Source organism: Alkalihalobacillus sp. TS-13, assembly GCF_019720915.1.
Classification (GTDB): Bacteria; Bacillota; Bacilli; order Bacillales; family Fictibacillaceae; genus Pseudalkalibacillus.
This window is the reverse complement of the sequence record NZ_JAHKSI010000008.1, coordinates 1-23,466: the sequence shown is the minus strand read 5'-3', so window position 1 is coordinate 23,466 and position 23,466 is coordinate 1. Positions and strand designations below refer to the sequence as shown.

The window sequence follows — 23,466 nt, the reverse complement described above, 5'->3', positions numbered from 1 at the left end:
CATTCGTTATCAGAACACCAACTGAATCTATTGTTTGATCTATGTTTTATCCTTTACGATAATCGTCGCTTTTACCACCTGTCTTTTCTAGCAGGTAAGTCGGGCCGATCACCATACCTTTATCGATTGCTTTACACATATCGTACACCGTCAGGGCAACGGCGGATGCGGCCGTCAATGCCTCCATCTCCACACCTGTGTTCCCTTTCGTCTTGACCATCACATCGATGAGCAATTCATAGCTGTCATCGATTTTCCAATCAAACGATACATCTACAGCTTTCAAAGGCAATGGATGACACATCGGAACGATATCGGGGGTCTTTTTGGCGGCCATGACCCCTGCAACCTGGGCCACGGACAAGACATCACCTTTTCTGACTTTACCGCCCCGGATAGCGTTGTAAATTTCTTCAGTCACCTGGACGCTGCTTCGCACTCTTGCCGTCCGGACTGTTTCTTCTTTTTCTGAAATATCGACCATCCTTGCGCGGCCCTGATCATTGAAATGCGTGAAATCGCCCACAGAATCACCACCCTAACAGAGACTATACACCCTTTTTTATAAAAAAGTAAGGCATCGAATAAGGGAAATTATCACAAATCCTTGAATATTGTTTGGTTGCCTGAACTTTCTAAGATAAGCTACACTAATAGTAGCTGTTCAAAAAGTCGAAAAATGCAATATAACGTTTATTTTTCATAGTAATTACTTTTTGAACCTCAACTACTGAGGTGAACAAACATGATTGTCATGCAAGTCCAAGACATAACTAAATATTTTGGTGCTGACCTTATTTTATCGAATATTAAACTTGAAGTACAATCCCGCGACCGTATCGCGCTTGTCGGCAGGAATGGTGCAGGAAAATCAACATTGCTGAAAATCATCAGCGGACAGCTCTCCCATGACTCTGGTTCCATCATGAAACCGAAGGAAATCGAAATCGGCTATCTCGCCCAGGATGCTGGCCTGGAATCCGATCACTCGATATGGGAAGAGATGATCGGGGTTTTCAGTCATCTTCAAGACATGGAAAAGCAGATCCGTGCCCATGAGGCGAAGATGGGGAAAGAGCATATCCTGAATGATGAGGTTGCTTATGCCAAGGTACTGGCTGAATACGACGCTCTCCAGCATGACTTCCAGCTGCGAGGCGGATATCAATACGAGAACGATATACGTTCAATCCTTCATGGGTTCCGTTTTTTTGAAGAGGATTATGATAAACCGATCTCTTCTTTAAGTGGTGGGCAGAAAACGAGGCTAGCTCTCGTCAAGCTGCTTCTCACCCGTCCTGACCTCTTGATTTTGGACGAGCCTACCAACCATCTCGATATCGAAACGCTGAACTGGCTGGAGGGATATCTTCAATCCTATCCTGGTGCATTGCTCATCGTATCCCATGACCGGTACTTCCTTGACAAGGTCGTCACGCAGGTTTATGAAATCTCTCGGCAAAAAAGCAAGAAGTATCTCGGAAACTACAGCAAATATCTCGAGATGAAAGCCGAGCAATATGAGCAAGAAATGAAAGAATACGAGAAACAACAAACGGAAATTGCCAAGCTCCAGGATTTCGTACAGCGGAACATCGCCCGTGCTTCCACAACAAAACGGGCACAAAGCAAACGGAAGCAACTGAACAAGATGGAAAAGTTTGATAGACCTGAAGGCGGTGAGAAATCCGCACAATTCGGTTTTACAATTGAACGCCCGACTGGAAATGATGTGTTGAAGCTTAATGATGTGGCAATCGGCTACAACCAGGAAATTCTCACGAAAAACATCAATACCCAGATTCAAAAAGAAGAAAGCATCGCGCTTGTTGGACCGAACGGAATCGGCAAGTCCACGTTAATCAAAACGATCATGTATCCTGAACGAAAATTGAATGGGACAATCCAATTCGGTTCGAATGTGCAGATTGGATACTATGATCAGGAACAGGCGAATCTCAATAGTAATAAAACCGTGTTGCAAGAGCTCTGGGATGAGTACCCTACCCACCTTGAAAAGGATATCCGGACGGTTCTTGGAAATTTCCTTTTCAGTGGGGATGATGTCCTGAAAGGCGTCAATGAACTGAGCGGTGGCCAAAAGGCTAGACTCGCCCTTGCCAAGCTGATGCTCCAGAAAGCGAATGTCCTTATTCTTGATGAGCCTACGAACCATCTGGATTTAGACAGCAAAGAAGTGTTGGAAAACGCCTTGATCGACTACCCGGGTACGATCCTCTTCATCTCCCACGACCGTTATTTCATCAACCGGATCGCCACGAGAGTCGTAGAGTTGTCTCAAGAAGGACTGGAAAACTATCTAGGTGATTACGACTATTATACAGAGAAAAAAGCGGAACAAGCAGAGCTTGAACGGATTGAGGCAGAAGAGCAGAATCAACTACAGCACCATACCCCTGCTACGGAACAGAAAGAAAAATTCCAGATTGATAAGCAGGCAAAAAAAGAAGAACGGAAGCGCCTCCGCCGAATCGAAGAAATTGAAGTAAAAATCGAAGAGTTAGAGAATGCGATCGAAACTTATGAAAACGAGCTCAGCAAGCCAGAAGTCTTCCAGGACTATGAAAAGTCCCAGGAATACAATCAAAAGCTGGAAAACTCCAATCAAGAACTGGAAAACCTTCTAGAAGAATGGGAAAGTTTACAATTGAGTTAAGAGAGGTAGGTAAGAATGAATGACTCATTGAGTCTTCATTCTTTTTTTACATTTAGACTCTGTTTGTGTTTATTGTTAATTTCTGCCTGGCTCAGCCTTCGCCCAAGGTTTGCTTTGGTAATTTTTCTTTATTAGACAAAAATAATCAACATATACACATAATCCACAGAGTTATACACAGTTACAGTAGCAATTCTTCCGTTTTCTTGTCGATTTTTCCACAATATCCACAGAAAACCCTTGATTTACCCACAAAAAATTATTCACATCCACAAGGGCTTATTTTCTTTCGGTCTCAAGATCTTATCCACATTGTTCACAACTTGTGGATAAGAGTTTTCCACACTGAGTTTCGACGCTATTCGACTATTTTTGATTCTATTGCCTTTTTTAATGCTTCGGGTTCATCCACTGAAATATAAACCTTTGAAACAGACTTCCTTTTTTCATAAAAACCACTGGCTTGTCGGGGTTTCTTCAACTCGATCACATACTGAGGGGATCATCGAAGAATTGCGAAAGAAGGCATTTTTCTCTTTTTTAATTTCTTGAGCTCCACCTTCAAAATTATTGATAGATAATACATTTTGTCGATTTATGGTGATTGATCAACGTAATTTAATTTTGATGTGGATGCTGTTCTTATCCACAACAGTTGGGGATAATCGCACCACCTGATACTCAGCGGCTAAAGAAAACTTGGTAAAGCCAAACCTTTGGCGATGGCTGAACCTTAGTTGAACTTATATTGAAGAAAGTATTTTATACTTTCTTTAAATGCAAGAAAAGGAGCATATATAAACCGAGGAGCGGTTTACGATGATTTTCACGATCGCGAAATCAGCTGAAAAACGGAAGAATTCTTGCATTTAATCCTCAATCCAACAAAATCCCTCAGCTTCAAAAAGACATTGTTCGGGTGGAAAGCGACTATAGTCCGCTTTCCTTTTTCGACATTTAGCCGTCTGCATGAGAGAGGAGCCACAACTTTCTTTAAGATAAAGAAAACTTGGCAAAGCCAAGCCTTTGGCGCAGGCTGAGCTTTAGTTGCCCTTATATTGAAGAAAGTATTTTATACTTTCTTTAAATGATAAAAAAACGGTTCTCATGCTCAGGAAGCATGAGAACCGTCCCCACTAAAGCTCCAATCCTGGGTTACCATTGAGCTTCATATCAGCGCGTTTTCCTTTTTGGTACTCGATCGAGCCTGCTGCAGCAATCATCGCCGCATTATCAGTACATAACCATAATGGCGGGACCGACAACCTGATCCCTGCCTCGGCAAACCGCCCTGTCAGCCGTTCCCGCAATCCTCTATTCGCTGCTACTCCACCTGCTACGACAACTTGTTTCACTCCGTACTCTTGAGCGGCCCGAAAAGTCTTCTCGACAAGAACGTCGATGACACTCTCCTGGAAGCTTGCGGCAAGATCATTAGGGTTGATCTCTTCCCCGCGTTGCGAAGCATTGTGAAGCGTGTTGATCACCGCAGATTTCAGACCGCTGAAGCTGAAGTCGAACGAATCTGCTTCGAGCCAGGCCCTCGGAAGATCAATGACCGCCGAGCCTTCTGCTGCCATTTTATCGATATGCGGACCGCCCGGATATGGAAGCTTCAATGTACGAGCAACCTTGTCATACGCTTCACCAGCAGCGTCATCACGGGTTTCCCCGATAATTTCATAGGAACCATGCTCCTGCATCAAAATCAATTCAGTATGACCGCCCGAAACGACCAGCGCCAACAACGGGAACTCTTCCATCGGTTCCTGCAAGCGATTCGCGTAAATATGACCTGCGATATGATGAACCGATACAAGCGGTATGTCATGCGCTAAAGCGAGTGCTTTCGCTGAATTGACCCCGATCAACAATGCACCGACCAAACCAGGGCCTTCCGTCACAGCGATTGCAGACAAATCTTCGAAACCGACGTCTGCTTCCTTCATCGCTTCTTCGATGACAATCGTGATCTGTTCAACATGGTGGCGGGACGCAATTTCCGGTACTACACCGCCGAACCGCTTATGGCTTTCAATTTGTGAGGCGACGACGTTCGAAAGCAGCTCCGTTCCATTTTTTACAATGGCCGCTGCTGTCTCGTCACAGCTCGTTTCAATTCCTAATATGATTTCATCTTTTTTCTGCATTATAAATTCACCCACATTACTAATGCATCTTCTCCATTATCCGTGTAATAGTTTTTCCGGATGCCGCCGTTTTCGAATCCATATTTGCGATAGAGCCGTTGCGCGACCACATTGTTTAACCGGACTTCGAGTGTCATCGTCTTGGCACCCATTGTCCGAGCTTGTTCCATCGCTTTTTTCATCAGTGCGTCTCCGTATTTCTTCCCTCTGAATTCAGGAATGATCGCGATGTTGGTGATATGCGCTTCGTCAATGATGATCCAGATCCCACAATAGCCGATCGGTCGTTCATCCACCTCGAGAATCAGATAAGTAGCGAACTGATTGTTCACAACCTCATTGTAAAATGCATCCCTGCTCCATGGATTAGGAAAAGAAGATTTTTCTATTTTCAACACGTCTTCAAGGTCGTCCAATGTCATGACGCGAAAAGTCAGATTTTCTACCATTTCAGGCACCTACTTCTTTTGGTTCGCAAGCCACTTGGCTTCTGCTTCAGCTAATCGCAAATAGCTTGGAGTGAAGGTGTGAGGATCCTCTCCTTCTCGTTCCACACCAAGTGCAGCAAGCTCTGAAGAACGAGGACTATGATCGGCTGCTTGTCCGAATACAGCTCTCTCCCCAAACCGTTCTACAATTTTCTCCTGATGAAGCGGAAGGTCATTCCCTAAAAACAACACCTTATCCGCCCCTTCCTTCAGCAGATCGAGCCACTCGGTCAGCTGGACAATCCGCTCTTCCTCCAAAAGCTGGAATCGTCCTTCCGTATTCCCATAAAGACCGGTGTAAATCTGCCCTCTCCTGCCGTCGAACAATGGGCAGACCACTCCATCAAAATACTTCCCATTCTGGGCGAGGACCTCAAGGCTTGATACACCAGTAACCGGAATGCCAAGCGACCATGCCATCGTTTTTGCCACAGAAACGCCGATCCGGACACCTGTAAAAGATCCAGGACCCTTCGCTACAATGATGCGGTCAAGTTCTTTCGGTGTCATATCAACTTCTTTCAAAAGACTGTCGATCGCCGGCATCAATCGTACAGAATGGTTCTTTTTCATATTCGTCGTCAATTCTCCGACGATTATGCCATCGGATATCACGGAAACACCCATGACAAGGTTGGATGTATCAATCGCTAATGCTTTCATTCCTAAACTCCTCACATATGCTGTTCGAACGTTCTCCTGTCGGTTCGATCGTCAATTCACGCTCTTCATCACTTAGACGGCGGATCGTGATTGCAAGCCGATCATCCGGTAAAAAATCTTCGATGAGGTGGGCCCACTCGACGACCGTTACGCCCTCCCCTTCGAAATACTCATCGAAACCCAGGTCTTCATCGCTGTCTTCCAAACGATAAACGTCCATATGATATAACGGTAGGCGTCCTTTATATTCACGGATGATCGTGAACGTAGGGCTTTTCACAACCCTTTTGATATGTAACCCTTTCGCAAGTCCTTTTGTAAATGTCGTCTTTCCGGCACCGAGGTCACCCTCTAATGTGATGACATCGCCTGGCTTCAAAAATTCCGCCAGCTGCGCTCCGTACTGTATCGTTTCTTCTGGACTTATCAGTCTGATTTTTAATGTATCCACTTCTATCACCTGGTTCTCATTGACTAAAATGATTATAACCTTTTTTGGAAATCGGAATCAGATCATCACCTTTTTGAAGGGTGACACCTTTGTTCCCTTCCACTACTTCGCCGATTTCATGGAGCGGTTGTCCGTTTTCGCTGAAAAGCTTTTCCAGAGCTGGCCAGTCTTCACGCGGGACGGTACCGACTAATTGAAAATCTTCTCCTCCATACAACATCCAATCCAACACTTGTCCAGCTGTAAAGTGATTGAATTCATCAACCACCGGAAGCTGATCATATCGAAGTTGGATGTGGACCTGGCTGGCTTCAGCAATTTCATGCGACTCACTGGCTAGTCCGTCGCTAATATCGTTTAACGCAATTTTAAACCCACTCTCAGCGAGAAGCAACCCCGCCCCTACTTGCGGCTCAGGCAGCTGATGGGCATCGAGCAGACTTTTGAAATCATCAGAAACCTGATCCTCTAACAGGAGTTCCAGTCCTGCCGCTGATAATCCGACTGGACCTGTCAAAAACACGGTATCACCTTGCTGGGCATTTTTCCGCAACAGCTTTCGGTCTTTTTGGACCCGGCCATGGGCGGTCACTGAAACCACGAGAGGACCTGAGGTAGAGACCGTATCCCCGCCGATAAGATCAACGGTGTATTTGTCAGCAAGATCTTCCATCCCTCTGTAGATCTCTTGAAGCTCTTCCTCTGTCCAATCCTGAGGGATCGCAATCGATACGAGAAAAAACTTCGGTGCACCACCCATAGCAGCAACATCACTGATGTTTACAGCTAAAGCTTTATACCCGATTTGATAGGGACTCATCGTTTTACGGCTGAAATGGATGTTTTCGACCTTCGTATCCACACATAAAATATCATCAAACTCTGTTTCCGGACGGATGAGTGCTGCGTCATCCCCGATCCCTTCGATCATAGTCGGCTGATGATTCTTTTTCGGTGTGATGCTCTCGATCCATTCGAATTCATCCTTCATCGGATACAACCCCTTTCCGTTCTCTATCTATTTTCCATTATAGTCTATCGTGCGAAAGAAAAACCTTAGGCATTTACTCCTAAGGTTTTTTCTAACATTTACACTTAAAGAAAGTATAATATACTTTCTTCAGTATAAGTGCAACTAATGGCTCAGCCCACGCTTAAGGCTTGGCTTTGCCAAGTTTTCTTTATTTTATCCTACTTCCAATGAAAATCCCACTCAATCGTTCGAGTTCAAGACATTGAGGTCAGCGGTTTCTCATCCAGAAATTGATGGCTTAATTTCCTATAATGTTCGATTTTACTGAGATCGACATTCCCTCCACTAACGATACAGCCGACCTTATTCCGTTGACCATCAATCTTGTTGCATAGGAGAGAAGCAACAGCTGCTGCACCTGCTCCTTCAACTAGCGTCTTTTCTCTTTCGAGCATGAATATGATGGCATAAGCGATTTCTTCATCACTTACCGTCACCATTTCATCGACGAATTGTTCAATGACTGGATATGTGTGCTTCCCAGGTTTTTTCACCACGATCCCATCCGCGATGCTTTTCGCCTGGTTCATGTATCCTGTGTTCTTCCCTGTGAACTGGTTGTATGTTGCGGGGGCTCCTTGTGATTGTACCCCGATCACCTTCAACTGGGGATGAAAGGTCTTGGCTGCTACAGCTATGCCAGCAATCAATCCTCCACCTCCGACTGGTACGACGATCGCCTCCAAATCCGGACATTGCTGCATCATTTCTAATGCGATTGTTCCCTGTCCGGCCATCACTTTCTCATCATCAAAGGCATGGACGAAGGTAGATCCGTTCGCAAGCATATCTTCACTAGCAGCTGTAAAAGCTTCCTGATACGTCTCACCTGTCAGCTTGATCTCTGCACCATACGATTTCGTCGCTTCCACTTTAGCGAGGGGCGTCTTTTTCGGCATGAAGATTTTAGCTGAAATCCCTCTTTCCGAAGCTGCAAGCGCCACCCCTTGTGCATGGTTGCCTGCTGAAGCACAAACGATTCCACGTGAAGCCTCTTCCTTTGTCAATGAACAGATCTTATTCAACGCACCACGCAATTTGAAAGAGCCGGTCCGTTGCTGATTCTCCATTTTTAAAAAGACTTGACGGCCTGTTAGACGGTTTATGGTTTTCGACTGTTTCAAAGGTGTCCTGTGGACGTCATGCATCAAATTTTCTACTGCTTTTACGATCTCAGTTCCATTTAAGAAATTCCCAACACACTTCACTCCTGTCTTGATTTTTCATATTGTTCGATCTGCTCCTCATAGGTGAGGGTGATCGATATTTCATCCCATCCGTTCAACAGCATCTCTTTCCAGTAAGGATCGATGTCAAATGATGATTCGAAGCCTTCTGTATCACGGATGGATTGTTCCTCTAGATTTACGGATAACGTATAATCCGATTGCAATCCTTTTTCGAGCAACCTCTTGACTTCCTGATGGCTCAACCTAATCGGTAACATCCCGTTCTTCAAACAATTGTTGTAAAAAATGTCTGCAAAGCTCGGTGCGATGACCACATCAAATCCGAAGTCCTGCAGAGCCCATGGCGCATGCTCTCTTGATGAACCGCAACCGAAGTTCTCGCCTCCGACCAGTACCGAGGCTCCTGAATATTTCGCATCATCCAAATGGAAATCACTTCGCAACGATCCATCGTCGTCATATCGCCAATGATAGAAAAGGAACTTGCCGAATCCCTGGCGATCGATCTTTTTCAGAAATTGCTTCGGGATGATCTGGTCAGTATCAACATTGTCCCTGTTTAACGGAAAAACCTTCCCACTGATTTCACGGATTCCTTTCATGATTCTCACTTCCTCTAGTGTACTACTGACATCATTTCACGAACATCTGTAAAACGGCCTTCGATCGCTGCTGCCGCAGCCATTGCCGGACTGACAAGATGTGTTCTTGCGCCATTCCCTTGCCGTCCCTCAAAGTTACGGTTCGACGTCGACGCACATCGTTTTCCAGGCGGGACGATGTCATCATTCATGGCGAGGCACATGCTGCACCCGGACTCGCGCCATTCAAAACCAGCATCCTGGAAAACTTCGTGCAAACCTTCTTGCTCTGCCTGGTTTTTGACTGATTGTGAACCCGGAACGACAAGAGCTGTGACACTCCTTTTGACCTTACGTCCCTTCACAACCTCGGCTGCTGCCCGAAGGTCACTTAACCGTGAATTGGTACAGGACCCGATGAAGACGAAATCGATCGAAACTTCCTCAATTTTCGTTCCACCTATAAGATCCATATAGGTAAGGGCTCTTTGCACGGCTTCCTGATCAGATTTCCTGTCATACTGATCTGGCGAAGGTACTTGATCACTGATACCGATGCCCATCGAAGGATTCGTCCCCCATGTCACTTGAGGCTCGATTTCAGCACCATCGATTTGAAGCGTTTTGTCATAGCTTGCTCCTTCATCCGTTGCGAATGACTTCCATTTCTCAATGGATGCCATGAAACGGTCTCCATTTGGAACATGGCGCTTTCCTTCCAAATAATCGAATGTAACTTCGTCAGGGCTGATAATTCCGGCTTTAGCACCTGCTTCGATCGACATGTTGCAGACTGTCATCCTCTCTTCCATCGAGAGATTTCTGATTGCTTCTCCTGTGAATTCGATGACATGCCCTGCTCCTACACCGACTCCGAACTTCGCAATGATACCGAGAATCAGATCCTTTGCTGTGACACCGAAACCGAGTTTTCCTGTGACTTCGATCTGCAGTGTTTTCGGTCTGGCTTGCCACAATGTCTGGGTAGCGAGGACATGTTCGACCTCACTCGTCCCGATCCCGAAGGCCAGAGCTCCGAAAGCACCGTGCGTGGAGGTATGGCTGTCTCCACACACGATCGTTTTACCCGGTTGCGTCAGACCAAGTTCTGGTCCGATTACATGGACGATTCCTTGATCCGGATGGTGGATATCTGCAAGCTCGATCCCGAATTCCTTACAATTTTCCTCGAGCCTGGTCATCTGGGTCTTTGCCACCTCGTCTTTGATCACTGTCCGATTAAGAGTCGGAACATTGTGATCCATCGTAGCGAAAGTCAGATCAGGACGTCTCACCGGTCGCTCCTTCAGTCTCAGACCTTCAAAGGCTTGGGGAGATGTCACTTCATGAACCAGGTGGAGATCGATGTAAAGCAGATCCGGCTTGCCGCTTTCCTGATAGACGATATGTTCCTCCCACAACTTTTCAATGATATTTTTTGGTTTCACTTCAATTTCCTCCACTGAACAGTGTCATTCTTTCGCGTTTTTTCGCATAGATTGTTGTTTTGTTTTGAGTTTGGAAATATACTCGCTTAGCTTGCTGTCCCGCAGGAGTCTCGCATGTTTCCATTGTCATAAGCCTCCAGCAACTTCCTTGACAACATTCCATCAGCAACAAACTTTTAGAAGATAGCCTTCTTACAAATATGCCGCTAAGATTCCTGACATCGCATAATTCGGCTTCATTTGTTCGACGACTAAGTCGATCATTTCTTTCGTTTTCGAAACAGGAACGATTTGATTGCCTGCCAAGTCTGCTGTACGTGCCCCAGTACGAAGGATTTCCTCAACGGCAGCTTCAACCATATCCGCCTCTTCTTTCATCCCGAAAGAGTGGCGCAGCATCATCGCAACAGATAATACCATTCCGAGTGGATTCGCCTGCCCTTTACCAGCAATATCAGGGGCTGAACCGTGGACAGGTTCATAGAGTCCGAAATCGTCTTCTCTTAAACTAGCGGATGGAAGCATTCCTAGTGAACCGGTCAACATGGAGGCTTCATCACTAAGGATGTCTCCGAACATGTTCTCCGTCACCATAACATCGAATTGGTTCGGTTGATAAATGAGTTTCATAGCTGCGACATCTACAAGAAGATGTTCGACTTCTACATCCGGATATTCCGGTGCGATCTGATCAACGACCTCTCTCCACATCCTGCTTGATTCCAACACATTCGCTTTATCAACGGAAGTTAGCTTCTTCCGACGTTTGGAGGCAAGTTCGAATGCTTTGCGGACGACCTTCTCGATCTCCTTCTTCTCGTATCGGAGCGTATCAACAGCAACTTCCTGATTCTTTCCTCTTCGTTCTCTTGGTTCACCGAAATAAAGGCCGCCGGTCAATTCCCTGACGATGATGAAATCGACACCCTGGACGACACTCTGTTTCAATGGTGAAGCGTCAACAAGAGCTTCAAATGTCTTGATTGGACGAAGGTTGCCGAACAACCCCAGCTCTTTGCGGATTCCTAGTAAACCTTTCTCAGGGCGGATTTCCACAGGTACATCGTTCCATTTCGGTCCGCCTACTGCACCGAGTAGGACGGCATCGCTTTGTTTACAGGCTTCAAGTGTTTCCTTAGGGAGAGGAGTGCCATGATGATCAATGGCAACACCACCAATATCTGCTTGAACAACCTTGAATTGATGTCCATAGTGGTCTTCGACAGCTTTTAACACTTCAAGTGCCCCATTCATGACTTCTTGCCCGATCCCATCACCTGGTAGTACTGCCACTTGCTTTTTCATCATAATCCCTCCATTTTTTAAAAGTTTAGTTGTATTACTGAATTTACTTAATTTTAGTGGACACCAGAGGCCTTATTCTTGACCAAAACCACTTTTTCGAAGGTTTAGAGGACACCAGAGACCTTATTTACCTGAAATTATCGGAAAACAACCCGTTTTGTCACAGATAAGGTCTCTCATGTCCGCTAATGTTTGGAATCACACCTTCTTTGCCAAAGATAAGGTCTCTCATGTCCGTTATTTTCCAATAGGCCTAATCTTTAGCTATTTTTACTTACACAGACGCTTTTTTCTTTTCGCGTTGGTGTACGTTTCGAACCCTGTTGACTGCATCCAGGTATGCTCTTGCCGATGCTTCGAGTACATCCTGGGCAGTTCCTCGTCCACTTGATTGGACGTCATTGTATTTGACTTGTACATAAACCTCTGCCAGTGCATCTCGTCCTCCGCCGACAGAGTGGATCTTGTAGTCGAGTAGAACGATTGAATCTTCAACGAGCTTCTCGATCGTGTTATAGATCGCTTCGACACTGCCGAAGCCTGTCGCCGCTTCCTGGGTATAAGTGCCATCCGGTTTCACGACTGCAATCGTCGCGGTTGGAATGTTATCCATCCCGTATTGCACTTGCAAGCTCTTCAAGTCGTAAGTTGGTACGCCTTCCGCTTCGGTCTGCTTCTCCATGAGGAGAGCGAAGATATCATCGTCGGATACTTCTTTCTTCTTGTCAGCGAGATCCTTGAACATCTGGAACGCTTCGTTCAGCTTCTGATCCGTCAATTCGAAGCCCATGTCCTTCACTTTGTTTTTGAAAGCATGGCGTCCGGAATGCTTTCCTAGCACAAGGCGGTTGGTCTGTACGCCGATTAACTCTGGACTGATGATTTCGTACGTCGTTTTCTCCTTCAACATACCGTCTTGATGGATTCCTGATTCATGGGCGAATGCGTTGTTTCCGACAACTGCTTTGTTTCCGGGTACATTCATTCCGGTAAGCTTGCTGACAAGGTTGCTCGTACGTTTCAATTCATCAAGTTTCAAACCTGTCTTCGCCCTGTAAAAATCGTCCCGGATATGAAGCGCAACGGCGATTTCTTCAAGACCAGTATTTCCGGCTCTTTCACCGATTGCATTAATCGTTCCTTCGACCTGATCTGCTCCATTTTCAATCGCGGCGAGTGTATTGGCTGTAGCCATCCCGAGATCATTGTGGCAGTGTGCCGAAAGTTTTACCTTATCGACGTTCGGTACGTTCTCCTTAATGAACCGGAACAGTCCGCCGTATTCCTCAGGCGTCATGTAGCCGACCGTATCAGGAAGGTTGATGACTGTCGCGCCTGCATTAATGACCTCCGTGATGATCTTTACGAGAAAGTGTTTGTCTGAACGGCACGCATCTTCCGCTGACCATTGGACATGTGTAAAATTCTTTTTCGCATATTTAACCGTCTCTACAGCTTTTTCAAGGACCTGATCTGTCGTCATTTTCAGCTTGTAGGTCATGTGGATCGGTGATGTCGCAAGAAACACATGGAGTCTTGGTTCAGCCGATCCTTTCAACGCCTCCCAAGCTGCGTCGATGTCTTTGCGGTTCGCACGGGCAAGCCCCGTCACCGAACTGTTTTTCACAGATTCCGCAATCCGTTTGACTGATTGCAGATCCCCTTTGGACGCTGCCGGAAAGCCGGCTTCAATGATATCGACGCCCAAACGTTCTAATTGATGAGCGATTTCAAGTTTCTCAAGGTGGTTTAGATTGACGCCAGCTGATTGTTCACCGTCTCTTAGGGTTGTGTCAAAGACATCAATTTTGGCCACTGCCGACCACTTCCTTTTCTTTTTCTTTTTTGATGAACGGCATCAGCTCTCGTAATCTCCTTCCCACTACCTCGATCTGATGGTTCTTCTCCCGTTCATTCGTAGCGTTATAGACAGGACGGTTCAATTGGTTCTCAAGAATCCATCCCTTGGCGAATTCACCTGATTGGATATCTTCCAATACGTCTTTCATCCTTGCTTTCGTTTCTTCGTTCACGACTCGTGGACCTGATACGAAATCACCCCATTGTGCCGTATCCGATACTGAATACCTCATCCCTTCGATTCCATCCTCATACATCAGATCGACGATTAGTTTCAGCTCGTGGAGACACTCGAAGTAAGCGACTTCTGGCTGGTAACCAGCTTCTGTTAACGTTTCGAAGCCTGCTTTTACGAGAGAGGTGAGTCCTCCGCAAAGGACAGCCTGTTCACCGAATAGATCGGTTTCCGTTTCCTCCTTGAATGTCGTTTCTAAAATTCCAGCTCGGCCGGCACCGATTCCTTTTGCGTAAGCCAGTGCGAGATTCGCCGCTTCACCTGTCACGTTCTGTTGGACACCGAAAAGTGCAGGAACCCCAGCACCGTTTGCAAATGTCCTTCTTACCAGATGTCCTGGTCCTTTAGGTGCTACGAGGAAGACATCGACATCTTCCGGAGGGACCACCTGATTGAAATGGACGTTGAAGCCGTGTGCGAAAGCTAATGCTTTCCCTGGAGTCAATGCAGGCTTGATTTCGTTTTTATAGACGGTAGGCTGCCATTCATCCGGAAGCAGCACCATGACGACGTCTGCTTCTTCACTCGCTTCCCGTACAGATTTTACAGCAAATCCGTCTTTTTCCGCCTGATCCCATGACTTCCCTGGACGAAGCCCGACAACGACGTCATAGCCACTTTCCCGTAAGTTCTGGGCGTGTGCGTGACCCTGGGAACCATAACCGACAACAGCAACTTTCCTCCCCTTCAACACATCGTTCGTTACATCATCGTTATAATATACTTTGACCATTTTCCATCATCCTTTCCGGTTATTTTAATAGTGTATATTGCTTAAGATCAGTGACTGATTTCTGAAACCCTCTTGTAAATGCTGTGATTCCGGTTCTTGCAAGCTCCTTGATTCCGTATGGTCTTAACAGCTCGATGATCGCTTCGATCTTTTCCGTATCACCAGTGACCTGGACAGTGAGGGTGTCCCGCGACATATCGATGATCAAAGCCCGGAACGGTTCGACGATTCCGCTAATTTCCGCTCGGGTCTGCCCATTCACGAGCACCTTGATAAGTGCAAGTTCCCTGGCCACAATCGCCTGATTAGTGATGTCGGATACCTTGAGGACATCGATCTGCTTATTCAGCTGTTTCAAGAGCTGTTCAATTTGCCGATCATCCTCGACATTGACCACAAACGTCATTTTCGAGATTCCTTCTGTTTCGGTATGCCCGACTGTAATACTCTCAATGTTGAAGTGACGTTTTGTAAAAAGTCCTGTCACTCGATTCAAGACACCACTCTGGTTGATGACTGTTGCTGTTACGATTCTCCTTTTCATGGTTTCACCCCGATCATTTCGTGGAGTCCTGTTCCTGGTGCTACCATCGGATAAACGTTTTCTACTGGACAAACGCGACAATCGATCAATGCCGGTTCATCATCAGCCAATACTTCAGATAGCAACGTCTTGGCCATTTCCTCTGTTTCAACCTTGAATCCTCTCACGCCATATGAATCAGCCAGTTTGACGAAGTCAGGCTGCAGACTGAAGACGGATTGTGAATAACGCTGTTCGTAAAAGGATTCCTGCCATTGCCTTACCATTCCGAGAGCCCCATTATTGACGATGATGATTTTGACTGGGAGATCCAATTCCCTTAAAAGGATAAGCTCCTCGGAGGTCATTTGAAAGCCGCCGTCTCCGACAATGCTTACAACCTTTTTATCCGGCTCAGCGATTTGGGCGCCGATTGCTGCCGGGAATCCGAATCCCATCGTCCCAAGTCCTCCGGAAGTGACCCATTTGTGCGGATCGTTGAAGGTATAATATTGAGCTGCCCACATCTGATGCTGCCCGACATCCGTTGTTACGATCGCCTCTCCGTCTGTCAGCGAATGGATTTCCGTAATCAGTTTTTGAGGAGAGATCGCATCCTCCAACTCCTTATGCCAGTACGGATATTCCTGTTTGTATTGCCGTAAGTGCTCGACCCATTCATCACACATCGAGCTCGATCCTTGCTCGTCTACAAGCTTTTGCAGTGCCGCTTTCGCATCTCCGACGATCGGAATGTGTGTTTTCACGTTTTTCCCGATTTCAGCGGGATCGATATCGATATGAGCGACTGTTGCATTCGGTGCGAAGGTCTTGAGATCTCCTGTCAGCCGATCGTCAAACCGGGCACCGATATTCACGAGCAGATCACATTCGTATAACGCCATGTTTGCGGCATAGCATCCATGCATTCCTCCCATTCCGAGAAACAGCGGATGGTCTGCCGGGAAACCGCCTAATCCGAGCAACGTATGGACGACTGGGATATTTTTCAATTCAGCTACTGATCGTAATTGTTCGGATGCCTTGGCGTGCAATATCCCTGCTCCTGCTAAAATCACTGGTTTCTTTGCTGATTCGATCGCTTCGTTCAGCTTTTTGATTTGCAAGACATTCGGATTCGTCGTCGGCTGGAATCCCGGAAGATGTACCGATCCGTCAAAGTTCACATCCGTCGCCGTCGCAGAAACATCCTTCGGAATATCGACAAGCACTGGACCCGGACGGCCATGCGTTGCAATATGAAACGCTTCTTTCACAATTCTAGGGAGGTCTTTCAAGTCTCGGACCTGGTAGTTATGTTTTGTAATCGGCATCGTAATTCCGGTTACATCCGCTTCTTGAAAGGCGTCTGTTCCGATGACACCAGATGCCACCTGACCTGTAAAAATGACAAGCGGCAGTGAATCCATCATCGCGTCGGTAATACCTGTGATCAGATTCGTCGCACCCGGTCCTGATGTTGCTAAAACGACGCCGGGTTTACCTGAAACTCTTGCATAACCTTCAGCCGCGTGGATTGCTCCTTGTTCATGTCGTGCTAGCACGTGCCTGATCGGGTTACGATAAAGTGCATCATAGATTGGTAAAACCGCTCCTCCCGGATACCCAAAAACAACTTCGACTTTTTCTTGCTTCAAGGCATGGATCAGAGTCTCGGCACCAGTCAGCCGCTGCTCTTCAGGTTCTGCCTTCATTTTCACCTTCATTTCAATCTCCTCCCTGAATTTTTTACTCAATGGTTGGTTCCTTTGAATTCTCCTCCATTTCCGCTGGCGATCCGTAAGCCCGCTCGATTGCAAATCGATGTACTGGCTTCGCTCGCTTTTCCCGCAGGAATGTCGGGTATTCACCTGAAGAAAGTAGCTCTAGAACATCAACTTCGAATTCATAAAGGCTTTTTACAAAATGAAAAGCCTTTCCACCCACTACGACAATGTTTCATTTCGTAAAGGATGAAAAGGCTTTGATCTGATCCTCTTCATGGTACCACCTTCGTTCATAGCACCCTTACAGATGCTATCTCATGGGGCTGCTCCAATTGGTCAGTCCCTTTTTGTAACAAGTGTTTAAAAACACTCGGTCGCACCTACTAGAAATTCAATGCGACACTCAGAGGGGATGTCGTGTATGGGTGTATTACCGGCTTCCACCTGTACCGGCTCTCTGGAAAATACGGAATCCATCCACTTTTACCTCGTCGTCGATTTAGTGATATCAAATTTTCATGATTCCGCCTGTACTCGCGGATGTTACTAGTTTGGCATATCGAGCTAAATAACCTTTTTTGATCTTTGGAGGAGGCTGAACGAAATTTTGCCTGCGCTCCTCTAGTTCTTCCTCTGAAATCATCAGGTTGATTGTACGGTTCTGAAGGTCGATGAAGATCGAATCGCCATCCTGTACAAAAGCGATCGGTCCGCCTTCTGCCGCCTCCGGTGAGATGTGTCCGACGGAGATGCCTCTGGAGGCCCCTGAGAACCGGCCATCTGTTATCAAGGCAACTTTCTTATCCAGCCCCCGTCCTGCAATCGCTGCAGTCGGTGCTAACATTTCCGGCATCCCTGGTCCGCCTTTCGGACCTTCATATCGGATAACGACTACATCCCCTTCTTGGACCGTTCCGTCATCGATTCCTTGCTGTGCTTCGTCCTGTGAGTCGAAGCATACTGCTTTTCCCACGAACGTCTTGATTGAAGGATCGACAGCACCGACTTTGATCACGCCGCCTTCTGGTGCGATATTCCCATTCAGGACTGATAAGCCGCCGACTTTACTATAAGGATTATCCCTTCGCCGGATCACTTCGTCATTTTTGATATCATACGATTTGACTGTTTCATATAACGATTTTCCGGTTACAGTAATTCGATCCCTGTTGACCAATCCATCAATTTCACAAAGCTCTTTGATGATTGCGCTGATTCCTCCAGCGTGGTGTACATCATCCATCGTATAATCCGATGCCGGACTTATTTTTGCCAGGTACGGCGTTTTTTCAGCGATTTCATTGATTCGGTTGATGTCATAATCAACCTCTGCTTCATTCGCGATTGCTAAAGTGTGAAGAACGGTATTCGTTGATCCGCCCATCGCCATATCAAGTGCGAATGCATCATCAATCGCATCTTTCGTAATGATGTCTCTCGGTTTGATATCCTTCTTGATCATGTCGACCAGATGATGAGCAGCTTCTTTAATCAGTCGATGACGTTCATCTGATGTAGCGACGATCGTCCCGTTTCCTGGTAACGCCAGGCCGACCATCTCCATCATGGAATTCATCGAGTTCGCCGTGAACATTCCTGAACATGAACCGCATGTCGGACAAGCGTTTTGTTCAATATCAAGAAGTTCTTCAGATGTCATTGTCCCGGATTGATGGGCACCGACACCTTCAAAAACGGATACGAGAGATAACGGTTTACCGTCTTTCGAAGTTCCGCCTTCCATCGGACCTCCTGATACGAAAACAGAAGGTACATTTGTTCTTGCCGCTGCCATCAACATTCCTGGTGTGATTTTGTCACAGTTTGGAATGAAGAACACCCCATCAAACCAGTGAGCATTGATTACGGTTTCGGCTGAATCAGCGATGACTTCCCTGCTAGGCAAGGAGTATCGCATTCCGATATGTCCCATCGCGATTCCATCATCCACGCCAATCGTGTTGAATTCGAATGGTATGCCGCCTGCTTCGCGAATTGCGTCTTTAACGACTTGTGCAAAAACATTCAAATGCATATGGCCAGGAATGATATCGATGTAAGAGTTGCAAACACCGATGAACGGCTTTTCTATATCTCTTGTCTTGACGCCCGTAGCACGCAGCAGACTCCTGTGCGGTGCACGGTCTATCCCTTTTTTGATCATGTCACTTCGCATCTAATCACCACCAACCTGCAATTATCCTGCTTGAACCTTTTTATCTGAGTACACTTTGTATCCATCTTCAGTCACTGTATTTCGAAACGCTTCTAAAAGCTGATTGGTATATTTACCTGGACGTCCATCGCCTACCTGTCTGCCATCGACTTTTACAACGCCGATCACTTCAGCAGCAGTTCCAGTCAGGAATACTTCGTCTGCTGTATAGACATCATGTCGGGTAAATACCTCTTCCCGCATTTCAAAGCCTAATAGTTGAGCAATTTCGATAATGGCATTCCTCGTTATACCTTCTAACGCTCCCACATAGCCTGGCGGCGTTTTGATCACATTGCCCTTGACGATGAAGACATTGTCGGCAGAACCCTCTGCAACATACCCTTGATCATTGAGCATCAATGCTTCGCTCACACCAGCGAGATTCGCTTCGATTTTCACAAGGATGTTATTCAAGTAATTCAACGATTTCACTTTAGGAGATAATACATCCGCACGGTTCCTTCTGCTTGCCACCGTCGCGATTTCAATGCCTGCATCATACAGCTGCCTTGGGAACAAAGCGAGCTGTTCAGCAATGACAATGATCTGAGGATTCCGGCAACTATTTGGATCGAGACCAAGGTTTCCGACACCTCTTGATACAACGACACGAATATATGCATTACGTAAATCATTCCGACGCAGTGTTTCTGCGATGATTTCCGATAATTCTTTTTTCGTTTTCGGGATGTCGAGCATGATTGATTTCGCCGAATCATATAGGCGATCAACATGTTCTTTCAGGCGAAATATATTGCCATCATACATTCTAATACCTTCGAACACCCCATCTCCGTATAAAAATCCGTGGTCATACACAGATACAACAGCTTCATTTTTATTGACAAAATGGCCGTTCAGGTAAATCCATTGTTCGCTCATGTCGATCGCTCCTTTCATATCATTTTTTCTTTTGAAATAAATTGGTTGAAGCCCTTTCTGACGGGGCATTAACTTTTGTCAGAAAATTATGTTGATGACAATATTACTCCGATGTTTTCGAGAGGTCAACCTTATTTTTTGATAATTTAGATTAATCAGTTATTTAGTAAACGCTTACATCATATTAACCATGGGCTTTTTGGGAGTTAAAAATTTTTTTATTGGAAGCGCTTTAAAGATAAAACAACGCGCGATATGAAGGGAATCGTTTCCACATTCAAGGTAAAATACAGGGTAAAAGAAAACAGTACCAGGGAACCAAAATCGATTGGATCTTTTGAGAGAAAAGTCCGGAATCGAGAATTTCGTTTTAATCCCATTTGACTATTAGAATTAGAAAACGGTGCCTGGCACCGTTGTAAACACCTTCTGTCCCAACACTTTTGAAAGTGTACCTGGCACCGTGGTAAACCCTAATCTTAATAAGAGCTGTCCATGATGCGATGGAATCTCCAAAAATTGATGTTTTCATCCGATTATGGAAGAAAAACAGATTAATTAAGGGATTATTGGATGTTATTTATTCATAAAAGGACTAAGGTTACCTGTAAATAAGGGGAAATGATAGGTAAACTTATATGAAATTCTGATTTATCTACAAAAAAAAGATGATAAATACAAAAATTTGTAAATACCTACAAAAATGTCTACAAAAATTCGAAATTATCTACAAAACACTAAAACATTCCTAAGACTGTGGTAGACCAAATTTTGTACTTTATTATCTTTCAAAAAGACCCTTGTTAGGATCTTAGCTCATTTTCTATGGAGATGTTTTATTCGGGAAGGGGCTCTGTTGGTTTTTATTTTGATCTCTGCTAAATTCACTCCCTTTCCGCAAGCCTCCTCGCTGTGGGTCTCGCCTTTTTCCCGCAAGAGTGTAGCTAATTTCGCTTAAAATCAACAAAGTCCTTTAACAGAGCCTTTGAGAAAAAAGATGGTGGATTCCTTTTGATGAAGAGGATGATTATTGCTGAATTCAATGGTTATTTGCAAAAATTAGACTTCTTCTGCGAACCTTTTAAAACGACAAAACAGTGGAGGTTTCTGTTTTTAGGCATAAAAAAAACACGAAACCGTTGTTTCATGTTGATGGCGGACCCGACCGGATTCGAACCGGCGATCTCCTGCGTGACAGGCAGGCATGTTAACCCCTACACCACGGGTCCAAATATGTATGTTCCAAACGTGAATTCCACGTAGTGAGTTTTAATTGGTTGCGGGGATAGGATTTGAACCTACGACCTTCGGGTTATGAGCCCGACGAGCTACCAGACTGCTCCACCCCGCGACGATAAAAGTATAATGACGATGTCTTCGTCTCAATTTTCATGTTGTCCCTTTCAACCGGACAATAACTAATATACCATATTAACCAAACAACTGCAAGTATTTTTTTAATCTTTTTGTTTTAAGACAGGAAAGTACTGCCAAAAATCAACAGCACTTTCCGCCTTATTAGGATAAAGCCTTTCGGAATGCATCCTCGATATCCAGATAATCCTCAATCCCGACTGAGATTCGAATCAATTGTTTGGTAATCCCTAACCGCTCTTGGTCCGAGGTCGGGATAGCTCGATGTGAAGTCCCGATCGGATACGATACAGTCGTTTCCACGCCTGCCAATGTCGGTACTACACCGATCCAATCAAGATTCTCAGTAAATTGATTAGGATTGATATCATCACGTAAAACAATCGATACAATCGCTCCATTCCCTTTTTCAGATGCGTCCGAGGGATAAAAAACTTTTTCAATACCTTCGTGCTCTGATAAAAAGCCTGCAAGCTTCTTAGCATTGCTCACATGCCTCTCCATACGAAGACTTAAGGTCTTTAGTCCTCGGCACGTCAACCAGGCTTCAAATGGACTCAGATTGCTTCCGAAATTCGTGACTTTGCTCCGTGCTTTTTCGACAAGAGCAGCTTCACCGACAAGGACACCTGCCGAAATATCTGAATGCCCTCCAATGTATTTCGTTGCACTATGCGCTACAAGGTTCACCCCTTTTAAATATGGCTGGAGTAGATAAGGTGTTGCAAACGTGTTGTCAATCATCGTTCGTACGCCTGTTTCTTCTGCAATTTTCACGATTAGATCTACATTCTCTACTCGTAAAAATGGATTTGTAATCGTTTCGGAATAAAGTAGAACCGTATTGTCCTTCATAGCTGAGCGGATGCTCTCTTCGTTTTCAAAAGAAGTGAATGACACATCAATCCCTAAGGACGGTAATTCTTTAGCGAGTAACTGATATGTACCGCCGTATAGATCTTCACATGCGACGATATGCGACCCTTGTTCAGCCACAGAAAGGATTCCTGCTAAAATTGCTGAAATCCCCGAGGAAGTCGCGATCCCATTTGGTGCTCCCTCTAGCTGGGCTACGCCTCTCCCCAAGTCATCTGTGTTCGGATTATTCACTCTTGAGTACATAAATGGTGATTTACCTTCAAAAAATCCCTCAAGCTCCTCAAGGTTTTTAAACTTGAAAGCTGAGGTTTGATAAATCGGTTGTGCTTTACTCGTTGCTTCTGATTTAAGTCGTTTATGAAAATGTACAGCTTTTGAATCAAAACGGAAATTATCCAATACCATCGCCTCCATCTAAAAATAATATAACACGAACCGATCTATACCGTGAAACCATACAGCTTGTAATAGTAAGCTGATGTCTTAGCTGCTGTCTACTCCTCAAATTTAGATCACTATAGAAAACGTTTCATAAGACCGTTTCTGCGTGAAAAATCGATTTTAAATGTCCTCATGAATGCTTCATAAGACCCTTTCTGCGTGAAAAATCGATTTTAATGTCCTCATGAACACTTCATAAAACCCTTTCTGCGTGAAAAATCGATTTAAATGTCCTCATGAACGCTTTATAAGACCGTTTCTGCTTGAAAAATCGATTTAAATGTCCTCATGAACACTTCATAAGACCCTTTCTGCGTGAAAAATCGATTTAAATGTCCTCATGAACACTTCATAAGACCCTTTCTGCGTGAAAAATCGATTTAAATGTCCTCATGAACACTTCATAAGACACTTCGAAAGCAAAATGGTTATTTATACAACAAAAAAGAGCAGTCTCTCGACTACTCTGTGTTGCCCGGCGACGTCCTACTCTCACAGGGGGAAGCCCCCAATTACCATTGGCGCTGAAGAGCTTAACTTCCGTGTTCGGCATGGGAACGGGTGTGACCTCTTCGCGATCGTCACCAGACTATCGATTTGTGATAACC

19 protein-coding genes, 2 tRNA genes and 1 rRNA gene are annotated in these 23,466 nt (G+C 45.4%); 1 reads left to right on the top strand and 21 read right to left on the bottom strand.

Annotation, left to right across the window (positions count from 1 at the left end):
* Positions 1–46: 46 nt before the first annotated feature.
* Positions 47–526, bottom strand: a complete 480-nt coding sequence (gene moaC / locus KOL94_RS23505) for a cyclic pyranopterin monophosphate synthase MoaC (protein WP_221569104.1) — start codon at positions 524–526, stop codon at positions 47–49.
* Positions 527–745: 219 nt separating this feature from the next.
* Between moaC and KOL94_RS23500 the strand changes: the two genes are divergently transcribed.
* Positions 746–2,677, top strand: a complete 1,932-nt coding sequence (locus tag KOL94_RS23500) for an ABC-F family ATP-binding cassette domain-containing protein (protein WP_221569103.1) — start codon at positions 746–748, stop codon at positions 2,675–2,677.
* Between the two features lie 1,136 nt (positions 2,678–3,813).
* Here the strand turns inward: KOL94_RS23500 and tsaD are convergent.
* From tsaD to rrf, 20 genes are all read right to left on the bottom strand, one after another.
* On the bottom strand, positions 3,814–4,827 hold the full coding sequence (gene tsaD / locus KOL94_RS23495; protein ID WP_221569102.1) for a tRNA (adenosine(37)-N6)-threonylcarbamoyltransferase complex transferase subunit TsaD: 1,014 nt from the start codon (positions 4,825–4,827) through the stop codon (positions 3,814–3,816).
* The gene (gene rimI / locus KOL94_RS23490) at positions 4,827–5,276 is read right to left on the bottom strand and encodes a ribosomal protein S18-alanine N-acetyltransferase (RefSeq protein WP_221569101.1); all 450 of its coding nucleotides are present in this window, start codon (positions 5,274–5,276) and stop codon (positions 4,827–4,829) included. The genes tsaD and rimI overlap by 1 nt, the downstream gene beginning before the upstream one ends.
* Before the next feature lie 9 nt (positions 5,277–5,285).
* Positions 5,286–5,978, bottom strand: a complete 693-nt coding sequence (tsaB, locus tag KOL94_RS23485) for a tRNA (adenosine(37)-N6)-threonylcarbamoyltransferase complex dimerization subunit type 1 TsaB (protein WP_221569100.1) — start codon at positions 5,976–5,978, stop codon at positions 5,286–5,288.
* Complete coding sequence (tsaE, locus tag KOL94_RS23480; RefSeq protein ID WP_221569099.1) at positions 5,959–6,429, bottom strand: tRNA (adenosine(37)-N6)-threonylcarbamoyltransferase complex ATPase subunit type 1 TsaE; 471 nt, start codon at positions 6,427–6,429, stop codon at positions 5,959–5,961. Before tsaE ends, tsaB begins: the two co-directional genes overlap by 20 nt.
* Before the next feature lie 16 nt (positions 6,430–6,445).
* Complete coding sequence (gene thiL / locus KOL94_RS23475; protein WP_221569098.1) at positions 6,446–7,420, bottom strand: thiamine-phosphate kinase; 975 nt, start codon at positions 7,418–7,420, stop codon at positions 6,446–6,448.
* Between the two features lie 236 nt (positions 7,421–7,656).
* Complete coding sequence (gene ilvA, locus KOL94_RS23470; RefSeq protein ID WP_221569097.1) at positions 7,657–8,610, bottom strand: threonine ammonia-lyase; 954 nt, start codon at positions 8,608–8,610, stop codon at positions 7,657–7,659.
* Between the two features lie 56 nt (positions 8,611–8,666).
* Entirely contained in the window at positions 8,667–9,254 is a 588-nt protein-coding gene (gene leuD, locus KOL94_RS23465) for a 3-isopropylmalate dehydratase small subunit (RefSeq protein ID WP_221569096.1), read from the bottom strand.
* Positions 9,255–9,268: 14 nt separating this feature from the next.
* Positions 9,269–10,681, bottom strand: coding sequence for a 3-isopropylmalate dehydratase large subunit (gene leuC / locus KOL94_RS23460; RefSeq protein WP_221569095.1), 1,413 nt, complete (start codon positions 10,679–10,681; stop codon positions 9,269–9,271).
* Positions 10,682–10,873: 192 nt separating this feature from the next.
* Positions 10,874–11,986 (bottom strand): 3-isopropylmalate dehydrogenase, encoded by a 1,113-nt coding sequence (leuB, locus tag KOL94_RS23455; protein ID WP_221569094.1) that lies wholly within the window; start codon positions 11,984–11,986, stop codon positions 10,874–10,876.
* A gap of 274 nt (positions 11,987–12,260) precedes the next feature.
* Positions 12,261–13,802 carry a 2-isopropylmalate synthase gene (locus KOL94_RS23450; RefSeq protein ID WP_221569093.1) on the bottom strand — a complete coding sequence of 514 codons (1,542 nt, stop codon included), beginning with the start codon at positions 13,800–13,802 and terminating at the stop codon, positions 12,261–12,263.
* The gene (gene ilvC, locus KOL94_RS23445; protein ID WP_221569092.1) at positions 13,789–14,814 is read right to left on the bottom strand and encodes a ketol-acid reductoisomerase; all 1,026 of its coding nucleotides are present in this window, start codon (positions 14,812–14,814) and stop codon (positions 13,789–13,791) included. The genes KOL94_RS23450 and ilvC overlap by 14 nt, the downstream gene beginning before the upstream one ends.
* A gap of 19 nt (positions 14,815–14,833) precedes the next feature.
* The gene (gene ilvN, locus KOL94_RS23440; RefSeq protein ID WP_221569091.1) at positions 14,834–15,358 is read right to left on the bottom strand and encodes an acetolactate synthase small subunit; all 525 of its coding nucleotides are present in this window, start codon (positions 15,356–15,358) and stop codon (positions 14,834–14,836) included.
* A complete protein-coding gene (gene ilvB, locus KOL94_RS23435; protein WP_221569090.1) occupies positions 15,355–17,064 on the bottom strand; it encodes an acetolactate synthase large subunit in 1,710 nt (569 codons plus the stop codon). The genes ilvN and ilvB overlap by 4 nt, the downstream gene beginning before the upstream one ends.
* Positions 17,065–17,086: 22 nt before the next feature.
* Positions 17,087–17,284 (bottom strand): hypothetical protein, encoded by a 198-nt coding sequence (locus KOL94_RS23430; RefSeq protein ID WP_221569089.1) that lies wholly within the window; start codon positions 17,282–17,284, stop codon positions 17,087–17,089.
* Positions 17,285–17,572: 288 nt separating this feature from the next.
* Positions 17,573–19,240 carry a dihydroxy-acid dehydratase gene (ilvD, locus tag KOL94_RS23425; RefSeq protein ID WP_221569088.1) on the bottom strand — a complete coding sequence of 556 codons (1,668 nt, stop codon included), beginning with the start codon at positions 19,238–19,240 and terminating at the stop codon, positions 17,573–17,575.
* Positions 19,241–19,261: 21 nt separating this feature from the next.
* Positions 19,262–20,164 carry a branched-chain-amino-acid transaminase gene (ilvE, locus tag KOL94_RS23420; RefSeq protein ID WP_221569087.1) on the bottom strand — a complete coding sequence of 301 codons (903 nt, stop codon included), beginning with the start codon at positions 20,162–20,164 and terminating at the stop codon, positions 19,262–19,264.
* Positions 20,165–21,317: 1,153 nt separating this feature from the next.
* A tRNA-Asp gene (locus KOL94_RS23415) sits at positions 21,318–21,393 on the bottom strand.
* A gap of 45 nt (positions 21,394–21,438) precedes the next feature.
* Positions 21,439–21,515: transfer RNA gene (locus KOL94_RS23410), tRNA-Met, on the bottom strand.
* 167 nt (positions 21,516–21,682) lie between these two features.
* Positions 21,683–22,816, bottom strand: coding sequence for a trans-sulfuration enzyme family protein (locus tag KOL94_RS23405; protein ID WP_260412633.1), 1,134 nt, complete (start codon positions 22,814–22,816; stop codon positions 21,683–21,685).
* A gap of 515 nt (positions 22,817–23,331) precedes the next feature.
* Positions 23,332–23,447, bottom strand: a 5S ribosomal RNA gene (gene rrf / locus KOL94_RS23400).
* Between the last annotated feature and the right edge of the window lie 19 nt (positions 23,448–23,466).